The sequence below is a fragment of the Streptomyces marokkonensis genome, assembly GCF_039539045.1.
GTDB lineage: Bacteria > Actinomycetota > Actinomycetes > Streptomycetales > Streptomycetaceae > Streptomyces > Streptomyces marokkonensis.
Window position 1 is genome coordinate 20,104 of record NZ_BAABCQ010000097.1, and the last position, 9,857, is coordinate 29,960.

Here is a 9,857-nt window from a genome sequence, read left to right on the forward strand (position 1 = left end):
CCGCCGCGATGACCGTGGTGACCGCGGTGGTGACCGTGGTGGCCGTTCGTTCGAGCGCCGTGACGACCGTGGCGGTGACCGTGGTGGCTTCCGCCGCGACGACCGGGGTGACCGTGGCGGCGACCGCGGTGGGCACCGCGGCAGCGACCGTCCGTTCAACCGTGACCGCCAGGGCGACCGTCCCGGCAGCGACCGTCCGTTCAACCGTGACCGCCAGGGCGACCGTCCCGGTTTCCGCTCCGGCGGCCACGACCGTCCGCAGGGCCGTCGTGACGACCACCGCGGTTCCTCCTTCGGCCGCCGTGACGACAAGCCGCGCTGGAAGCGCAACGGCTGATGTCTGAACGTCTGAGCGGCTGAACGCCTGCACGGAGCGCCGTGGTCTCCGCCCCAACGGGTGGAGGCCACGGCGCTCCGCTTTCCGAACCACTTTGCGCCACCGAGTGACGCATGTCACGTTCCCCGTGAGGGCATTGCTGGGGGCATGACAGATGACGCCAAGGCGAGTGGGCTCTCGGACGAGGAACGGCTGGCCCAGCTCGGTTACACCCAGGTTCTGGCCCGCCGCATGTCGGCGTTCTCCAACTACGCGGTCTCCTTCACCATCATCTCGGTCCTCTCCGGCTGCATGACCCTCTACCTGTTCGGCATGAACACGGGCGGCCCCGCCGTGATCACCTGGGGCTGGGTAGCGGTCGGCCTGATGACCCTCTTCGTCGGCCTGGCGATGGCCGAGATCTGCTCGGCGTACCCGACGTCGGCGGGCCTGTACTTCTGGGCGCACCGCCTCGCGCCGCCCCGCACGGCGGCGGCCTGGGCATGGTTCACGGGCTGGTTCAACGTCCTGGGCCAGGTCGCGGTGACCGCCGGCATCGACTTCGGCGCGGCGTCCTTCCTCGGCGCCTACCTGAACCTCCAGTTCGACTTCGAGGTCACCCCCGGCCGCACGATCCTCCTCTTCGCCGCGATCCTCGTCCTCCACGGCCTGCTGAACACCTTCGGCGTCCGCATCGTCGGTCTCCTCAACAGCGTCAGCGTCTGGTGGCACGTCGTCGGCGTCGCGGTCGTCGTCGGCGCGCTGACCTTCGCCCCCGACCAGCACCAGTCGGCGTCCTTCGTGTTCGGCGAGTTCGTCAACAACACCGGTTGGGGCAGCGGCGTGTACGTGGTCCTCATCGGTCTCCTGATGGCCCAGTACACGTTCACCGGCTACGACGCCTCCGCCCACATGACGGAGGAGACGCACGACGCGTCCAGGGCCGGCCCGAAGGGCATCGTCCGCTCCATCTGGACCTCCTGGATCGCCGGCTTCGTCCTCCTCCTGGGCTTCACCTTCGCCATCCAGTCCTACGAGGGAGCCCTGACGTCCCCCACCGGCGCCCCGCCCGCCCAGATCCTGCTGGACGCGCTGGGCGCCACCGCGGGCAAGCTTCTCCTCCTCGTCGTCATCGGGGCGCAGTTGTTCTGCGGGATGGCGTCGGTGACGGCCAACAGCCGCATGATCTACGCGTTCTCACGCGACGGCGCGCTCCCCTACTCCCGCGTCTGGTACTCGGTGAACCCGCGCACCCGCACGCCGGTCGCGGCGGTCTGGCTGGCCGCGCTGTCCGCACTGGTCCTCGGCCTGCCCTACCTGATCAACGTCACGGCGTACGCGGCGGTGACGTCCATCGCGGTCATCGGCCTGTACATCGCGTATGTCATCCCGACCCTGCTGCGCGTCCGCAAGGGCGCCGCCTTCGAACGCGGGCCGTGGCATCTGGGCCGCTGGTCGCAGGTGGTGGGCGTGGTGGCGGTGACGTGGGTCGGCGTCATCACGGTCCTGTTCATGCTGCCCCAGGTCTCCCCGGTCACGTGGGGGACCTTCAACTACGCGCCGATCGCCGTCCTGGTCGTCCTCGGCTTCGCCGCGACCTGGTGGCTGGCCTCGGCCCGCCACTGGTTCCTCAACCCCGACCACGAACGCACCCGCGCCCGCACGGCGGCCCGTGCGAACGCGCCCGAACCGGTGGACCCGTAGCCACCGCTTCCTGCCTCCCGCGTCCCGCGACACCGGCACGACGCGGCCATGACCCCGATACCCGATCGGCGTCCCGGCCGCGTCGGGCTATGCTCGGTATGGCAACATCACGCAACACGCCCCGGGCCCTTAGCTCAATTGGCAGAGCAGTGGACTTTTAATCCATTGGTTGTGGGTTCGAGTCCCACAGGGCCTACCCGTGGCAGGGGGAGGTAAATGCCTCCTGACCTGCTGTGCAGTGCCTGAGTCGGCTTCGGTCGGGTCGGGCGCTGCTTCGTTGTCAGGTCACTGCGCGAGCGTACGAATCAGCTGCTGCTGTACGCGACCGGGGGACCGGCTTCGCCGGTAGAGGTCCCAGCCGTCGACGACGATCTCCCTGGGCGGGTGATGAGGGCGGGGTCGAACCACTGCGGGGTCCCCACCACGACCGGTCCGGGGATCTCGCCCGTCTCGCGGCCCGTGACCGGGTACGTCACCGATCCGAAGGCGTCGAGGACCCGTCGTCCCTGCTCCCGCACAGTCCCGCCGCCAACCGCGTGTCACCCGCCGTGATCAACAGGTGAGGGGGGCCATGGGTGACACGCGCCGCCAAGTGCCTTGTGAGGCGGGGATATGACCCGGGCGCTGCCGGTGACCGACAGCGGTGTCGCGAGCCACTTCACTCGTGATTCAGGCTCCTCCTTCTCACGAATCGCTGCCCGATCCTGACGAACTCCGGTGTGTCCGACCCGGTGCCGGGAGCGGAGATGAAGGAGATCGAACCCTTGAGAATGTTCTTCTCCGACATCGAGCTGAACCCACCGGCCCCCGAGGGAACGAGGTCACCCTCGTCCAGCGGCTCCCATGTGCCGTCCGGCCGGCGCTCGGCGTACTCGTACCGCAGATGCTCGGCGCCGCGGAGAACGTTCAGGCGGTAGCCGTCGGATCCGTACAGGCCCACGCAGTCGTCGAGAGCGATGCCGAGCGGCTCGCCTCTTCGGATCAGGCCCTCGCCGGTCAGCGATCGCAGGACGTCCTCGTACAGGCCGAACACCGGGTACGCGTTGGCCAGAAGAAGGAGGAACGAGCGCTGCTCGGGGAAGATCTGGATGAAATTGTGGTGGCCACTGCCGTTGGAGTTGAACCCGAAGGCAGTCGGGCCGAACATCAGCCAGCCCAGGCCCCAGGCGTGCATGAAGTGGTGGCCGGGAACGTCGGTCTGCGGGGTGCGCATCTGCTCGGCGAGTTCGGCGGACAGCAGCCGCCGGCCGCCCTCGGCGACGCCGTCGTTGAGCGCCAGCAGGGCGATCTTGGCGAGTTCTGCGAGGGTGAGGCAGACCGAGAACGACCCGGCGGCGTCGTCGGCGACGGTCTGCTGCTCCGGGGCGTGCCGTACGAAGTCCTGGGCTGAGGTGTCCCACAGATACCCGGCTGCCACCGTGCCGCCGTAATGACCGCCCTCCGCGAGGGTTTCGGGGATCTCCATGATGCCGAGGGGCCTCAGGAGCAGCTCGTTGACGGCTCGCCGCCAGGGTATGCCCAGCAGCTTTTCGATGAGCCCTGCGACGATTGTGGTGCCGCAGGCGGAGTACGCGAAGACCTCGCCCGGCTCGAAGATCTGTCCGTACTCGCCGAAGGTGGCGAGGTAGCTGTCCAGGTCCGGGAAGCCGGTGTCGTGCCAGACCTCGTACGAGTCGTCGATACCGCTGGTGTGTGAGAGCAGTTGCCGGAGTGTCACCTGGACCGTGCGGCCGTCGCTGCGCCTGAAGGCTTGGGGAAGGTGACGGTCGAGCGGCTCGTCGAGTGAGACCAGGCCACGGTCGACGAGCTGGAGTGAGACAAAGGCAAGGACCGCTTTGGTGACGCAGGTGACGCGCTGCCGGGACTCCGCGGTGCGCGCCCTGCCCTCTTCGGCGTCGTCCACACCGTAGTAGGTGAGCTCCAGCGTGCCGTCGAGGTACACGGCGGCGCCGGCGCCCGGCACACCGTGCCCGCGTGCGGACTCCCGCAGCGTTTCGGCGACTGCGCGCAGCCGGGCCTCAGGCCCGGCCTCGGCGGTCGGGTCCGCCGTGTCCGCGGCGCCCGCCCTCTTCCGGCGGATCAGCCCGGCCTGGTCGGCCAGGGTGCGGTTCCCGTAGATCTCGGCCACGCGTACGGGGGTGCCGGACGCGTCGCTCAGCCGGGCGGCCAGCAGGGTCGCCAGCAGGGAGTGGCCACCGACCGAGAAGAAGTCGAGGTCCGAGCTGAGCCGTGCGAGGCCCAGCAGGTCGGACCACACGCCCGCGACAGTGGCTTCGTCCGGGTCGTCGGAGGTGAACCCGGCGCCCTCAACCGCGCCCACGCCGACACCCCAGTCGACCGTCCGGGCGGCCAGCGCCTTGCGGTCGACCTTGCCGTTGGGCAGCTGCGGCAGCCGCTCCTCGGTGATGATCTTCGCGGGCTGCATGTAGTGCGGCAGCTTCCGGCGCAGGTGCTCGCTCATCCGGGTGCGGGGGATGTCGGCGCCGTCGAGGCCGACGTAGCAGACCAGCAGCGTGTCGTCGCCCCGGTCGACGGCGAGGGCGGCCACGTCACGCAGGCCGACGGTCTCCCGCAGCACTGCCTCGATCTCACCCAGCTCGATCCGGAATCCGCGGACCTTGACCTGGTTGTCCTTACGGCCCATGAAGTAGAGCTCGCCCGCCTCGGTCCACCGGGCGAGGTCGCCCGTACGGTACAGCGTCCCGGCCGGGAGGTGGGCGGGGGCGGGGACGAAGGCCGCGGCGGTGCGCTCCGGGTCGTTGGTGTACCCGCTCGACAGCCCGTCGCCGCCCAGGTGGAGTTCGCCCGCCACGCCGCGGGGGACCAGTCGGCCGTGCGCGTCGAGCAGATACGCGACCGTGTTGTGGATGGGTACACCGATGGTGGGGGTGTCCGCCGTGGGACCGGTGAAGCACTTCCACGTCGAGTACGTGGTGTCCTCGGACGGCCCGTAGAGGTTGTAGAGCCGCTCGGCGCCGGTGCTCGCGAACGCGGCGTTGACCAGCTCCTTGGGGAGTGGTTCGCCCGCCACGTTGAGCACCTTGGTGGTGTCCGGGACCGCGGAGCGCTGGAGCAGCACGCTCAGCGCGCTGGGCACGGTGTTGACGAGGGACGGCCGCAGCTGACCGCCTTCTTCCCCCTCGGTGAGCGCCAGTACGTTGTCGACGACCACGACGCAGCCGCCCATCGTCAGCGGGCACCACAGCTCGAACACCGACAGGTCGAAGTTCAGGGAGGTGGCGAAGAGCGTGCGGGACACCTCGTCCGGACGGTAGGTGTCCCAGGCCCAGGCCAGCAGCGCCACGACGTTCCGGTGGCTGATGACGACACCCTTGGGCAGGCCCGTCGAGCCGGAGGTGTAGATCAGGTGCGTCGTAGCGCCGGAGTCAACGGCGATGTCCAGCGGCGCCGAGTCCTCGCTCGCGGCCTTCTCCCAAAGCTCACGCCACGGCAGCGGTACGGCGTCGATGGCGCCGAGCCAGTCCACGTCCGCGTCGCCATCGCCGTCGAAGACGACGGCGGCCATGTCGGCGGTCGCGGCGATACCGCTCAGCCGGTCGGCGGGATAGGCCGGGTCCAGCGGCACGTAGGAACAGCCGAGCTTGTGTACGGCGAGCAGCAGGCAGACCGTGCGGTGCGTGCGGGCCACCGAGACACCGACCCTTGCCCCACCGGTGATGCCGTGGGAGCGCAGGGCGCGGGCAATCCGGTTGGCCGTGTCGTCGAGTTCGCGGTACGTCAGCACCGCCCCCCGCCATTCCACGGCGGGCGCGTCGGGGGTACGCGCGGCCTGGGCCTCGACGTGCGCGTGCAGGGTACGGCTGTGGGGGAAGGGCCTGCTGGTGGCGTTGACGTCCGCCAGCAGGTAGCGGGTCTCCTCGTCGGAGAGGAGGGCCAGGTCACCGACGTGCGCGGCGGGGCGTTCGCAGGCGTTCAGGAGCAGGGTGCGGTAGTTGGCGGCCAGGCGGCGGATGAAGTCGTCCGTGAACAGGCCACCGTCGTAGTGCAGGGTGAAACGCACCGTGTCCGGGGTGTGCACCACATCCAGCAGGAGGCCGAATTCGTGGATGTACGCGGGAAGTTCAGCCTCCGGCTCGCGACTCAGGCAACCGGCCCGCAAACCGTCGGCGGGCCGGGGCTCAGCGGGGGTACTGTCCGCTCCCGCGCCCTCGCACTGGGCTGAGAGAGCGGCGGCCAGAACGGCGAACGAGACGTCCTCGCTGATTCTGGAGCGGATCTCCACCGGGGGAAGAGCATGCGTGCCAGTTCTTCCGTCGGCCCACGCCAGGACGATGTCGTCCTGCCCGCTGTAGCGGTGGATCAGCAGGGCGAACGCGGTGTTGAACAGGTCCGTAGCCCGAAGGCCTCTGGCGTCGTCGAACGCGTCGACGGCCTGGAAACCGTCGGCCGTCCACGAGAACTCTCCCCGAGGACTCGCCGTACCGGTGTCGCCGACAGCGGTGTCCCGGATGCCGAACGAGGTAAGCAATTCACCCACTGATTTCCGTCTCTTTCACTTTGTCGCTGGTCTGTGTTCCCGTTGTCGATGTGGCGGTTTCAGCGGCTTCGTCCGACCCGGCCAAGCTGCGTTCCGCCCAGGCGACCACCCACGGCATCGCGGTGCCGAGCGCGGTGAAGAGCACGGCCAGCGCCAGCCAGCCCGCCGTCCCGTGCTCGATGACCAACCACGTCAGGAGTGCGGGCGCGATCATCTTGCCGATGTCGGCGCCCATGGCATGGGTGCCCTGGTACTGCCCCTGAGCGTGTTCGGGGGCGAGCCCGAAGGCGATGCCCCAGCTTCCGGCCGCCTGTCGCACCTCGCCCAGGACGTGCACCAGCGCGCCCAGGACCAGCAGCGCCGACGCGACGAGCGCCGGAACTCCTCCGCTCACTCCGAACACCACACAAGCGACGCCCAGACACACCGACCCCGCCCGGCTGGCCCGCGCGGCCGGCACCGGTGTGTCCGTGCCACGGGCGGCCCGCACCTGCAGCAGGACGACCGCGACCGTGTTGATGAGCAGGATGACGGCGATCATCCAGCGTGGCGCATTGGTGTGCTGGAGCACCCACAGCGGGAGTGCCACATCGAGCAGCAGGTTGTGCATGGACAGGAGGCCGTCCAGCACGGTGAAGGAGAGGAACGGGCGGTCCCGCAGCACGACCAGCGCCGGGCCGGGCCGGGTCGGCTGGGGCGGTACGGAAGGCAGCATCAGCGTGAGCAGGCCGGTGATGAGGAAGGTGGAGGCGTTGAGGACGACGGCCCCTTGGTAGGCCGTCACCGATCCGATGGCCAGCAGGACGCCCGCGATGCCCGCACCGACCGAGACGCTGACGTTGCTCGCGGCCCGCAGGTAGGCGCGTACGGTCACCCGCTCTTCCGGGGGGAGCAGTCGGGCCACCATGGCCATCCGGGCGCTTCGGCTGGCGCTGTACGCCACGGCCTGCACCGACACGACCACGATGTACTGGCCGAACCCGTCGACGAAGAGGAGCGCCGCCGTCAGCGGACCCAGGGCCAGAAAGGACCACAGCTGTACGGGACGGGGGCCGATCCGGTCGGCGAGGTGCCCCGTGGGGGTGCTCAGCGCCAGCGCGACACCGGCGGCCACGCCGACGCCGATGCCGAACTGCCCGGGCGACAGGTGGAGGACGGTGACCGCGTAGATGGCGTTGAGTGCCATCCACAGACCCTGGCCGAGGCTGTGCACCAGCGTGACCACGGTCAGCGTGCGAGCGGGCCCGCGCGGGGGCAGGAAGCGGCTCAGCACGGCAGCACCGAAGGCCGGGGGGTGGCCGCCCGCCCGGTCCCCTCCGGTCCGTGCAGTGACGCCGGCCGCCCGTACCGCTTCTCGTGGTAGAGCAGCGGAGAGTCGTCCGCCGACCCGGTGTGCGCCTGCACCACGAGACCGACCACCAGCATGTGGTCGCCCAGCGGGAGCACCGACCAGCGGCGGCAGGCAAGACTCGCGCAGGTACCTTCCAGCAGCGGCACCCCGGCGTGCCCCTCCCACCAGCCGATGTCCGCGAACCGGTCCACGTCCGTGCGGCTGAAGCGGTCCGAGAGCTGACTCTGCCGACTGCTGAGCACATTGACGCCGAAGTGGTCGGCCGCGCGCAGCGCGGCCCAGCTTCTGGATCCGACGCCGACACAGAAGGAGACCAGGGGCGGTGACAGGGACACCGAAGTGAAGGACGTGGCGGCGAAGCCGACCGGTCCTGACGGACCCCGGCCCGTGATCGCGGTGACCCCGGAGGCGTGGCGGCGCAGCGCGGCGGTGAACGCGGTGGCCGGCACCGCGTCAGCGGCGGACTCCCCTTTCGGCCCAGGGGGTTGTTCTCGCCCGGGATGTGTTTCCGTGCTGATGGCTGGTCCTCCAGTCGCTGTCCGGTGTCTCAGGTTCAGGGCCGCTGCCCCGCGCCGCGTGGCCGGTTCAGGCCCAGGTGCTCGCGGAGCGTGGTGCCTTCGTACTCGGTACGGAACAGTCCTCTGCGCTGCAGTTCGGGGATGACCAGCCCGACGAACTCGTCCAGCCCGTCCGGGAGCAGCGGAGGCATGACGTTGAACCCGTCCGCGCCACCGTTCACAAACCACTCCTCCAGCTCGTCCGCGATGCTCTCGGGCGTGCCCATCACGATGCGGTGCCCTCGGCCACCGGAGACGGAGTGGTAGAGCTCCCTGATGGTCAGGCCCTCACTGCGCGCCTTCTCGTAGAGGAGCTGCTGGCGGCTGATGCTGCCCTCTGTGGTGGGGAGTTCGGGCAGCGGACCGTCCAGCGGGTAGCCGGAGACGTCCACGTCCCCGAGGAGCCAGGTGAGCAGGCCGAGCCCCACGACCGGGTCGACGAGGTCCTGGAGGACGGCGTACTTGTCCTCCGCCTCCGCCCGGGTCCTGCCGATCACGGGGAACACGCCCGGCATGATCTTCACCTGCTCGGGATCCCGGCCGTGCTCGACGACCTGCTCCTTGACGCTCCGGTAGAACGCCTGAGCCTGGTCGAGCCGCTGGTGGGCGGTGAAGACGACTTCGGCCCACTGAGCCGCGAAGTCCTGGCCGTCGGCGGAGGCGCCGGCCTGGATGATCACGGGATGCCCCTGTGGGGCACGGCTGAGGTTGAGCGGGCCGTGGACCGAGAAGTGCTGGCCCTGATGCTTGAGGATGTGCAGCTTGTCGGGGTCGAAGAAGCGTCCGGCCTCCTTGTCGTACAGGAACGCGTCATCCTCCCAGCTGTCCCACAGCCCGGTGACGACCTCCATGAACTCCCGCGCCCGGTGATAGCGCGAGGCGTGGTCGAGCTGGGTCTGGCGGTTGAAATTCCGGGCCTCCGCGTCGGTCACCGAGGTCACGACGTTCCACCCCGACCGGCCCGCGCTCAGGTGGTCCAGCGAGGCGAACTGCCGGGCGATGTTGAAGGGCTCGTGGTAGGTCGTCGAGGCAGTCGCGGCGAGGCCGATGCGTTCCGTCGACACGGCGAGCGCGGACAGCAGCGTGAGCGGCTCGAACTGCACGCTCCGGCCCCAGTGGCTCAGCTCCTCCTCGTCCCGGTAGGGGGTACGGACACCGAGTCCGTCGGAGAGGAAGACCATGTCGAACTTGCCGCGCTCCGCGGTCTGTACGAGGTCCCGGTAGTGCCCGAAGTCCAGGCCTCCGTCGGCGTGGGCGTGCGGGTGGCGCCAGGCGCCGATGTGGTAGCCGGGGGCTACGAGGAAAGCTCCGAGGCGGATCATACGGCGCTGCGTCTTCATTCTTGGGATGTCTCCTCGCTCGTAATGCTTGGCGAGGCTAGATCACCGCGGAGACGGGTACACCGGTTGCGAACATAATGCGGCTTCACAC

General features: G+C 69.6%; 5 protein-coding genes, 1 tRNA gene and 1 pseudogene. 3 read left to right on the forward strand and 4 right to left on the reverse strand.

What is annotated here, in order from left to right; all coding sequences use genetic code 11:
* The 3 genes and pseudogenes from ABEA26_RS22705 to ABEA26_RS22715 all read left to right on the forward strand — a co-directional run.
* Positions 1-337 (forward strand): annotated as a pseudogene (locus tag ABEA26_RS22705) (DEAD/DEAH box helicase); the annotation flags it as partial.
* Positions 338-484: 147 nt separating this feature from the next.
* A complete protein-coding gene (locus ABEA26_RS22710; RefSeq protein ID WP_345594943.1) occupies positions 485-2,020 on the forward strand; it encodes an amino acid permease in 1,536 nt (511 codons plus the stop codon).
* A 123-nt stretch (positions 2,021-2,143) separates the two neighbouring features.
* A tRNA-Lys gene (locus ABEA26_RS22715) sits at positions 2,144-2,216 on the forward strand.
* Between the two features lie 462 nt (positions 2,217-2,678).
* Here ABEA26_RS22715 and ABEA26_RS22720 read toward each other — a convergent pair.
* The 4 genes from ABEA26_RS22720 to ABEA26_RS22735 form a co-directional block, all read right to left on the reverse strand.
* The gene (locus ABEA26_RS22720) at positions 2,679-6,518 is read right to left on the reverse strand and encodes a non-ribosomal peptide synthetase (protein ID WP_345594945.1); all 3,840 of its coding nucleotides are present in this window, start codon (positions 6,516-6,518) and stop codon (positions 2,679-2,681) included.
* Positions 6,511-7,791 carry an MFS transporter gene (locus ABEA26_RS22725; protein ID WP_345594947.1) on the reverse strand — a complete coding sequence of 427 codons (1,281 nt, stop codon included), beginning with the start codon at positions 7,789-7,791 and terminating at the stop codon, positions 6,511-6,513. The genes ABEA26_RS22720 and ABEA26_RS22725 overlap by 8 nt, the downstream gene beginning before the upstream one ends.
* The gene (locus tag ABEA26_RS22730) at positions 7,785-8,318 is read right to left on the reverse strand and encodes a flavin reductase family protein (RefSeq protein WP_345594948.1); all 534 of its coding nucleotides are present in this window, start codon (positions 8,316-8,318) and stop codon (positions 7,785-7,787) included. The genes ABEA26_RS22725 and ABEA26_RS22730 overlap by 7 nt, the downstream gene beginning before the upstream one ends.
* 104 nt (positions 8,319-8,422) lie before the next feature.
* The gene (locus ABEA26_RS22735; protein WP_345594950.1) at positions 8,423-9,766 is read right to left on the reverse strand and encodes an LLM class flavin-dependent oxidoreductase; all 1,344 of its coding nucleotides are present in this window, start codon (positions 9,764-9,766) and stop codon (positions 8,423-8,425) included.
* Positions 9,767-9,857: the final 91 nt, after the last annotated feature.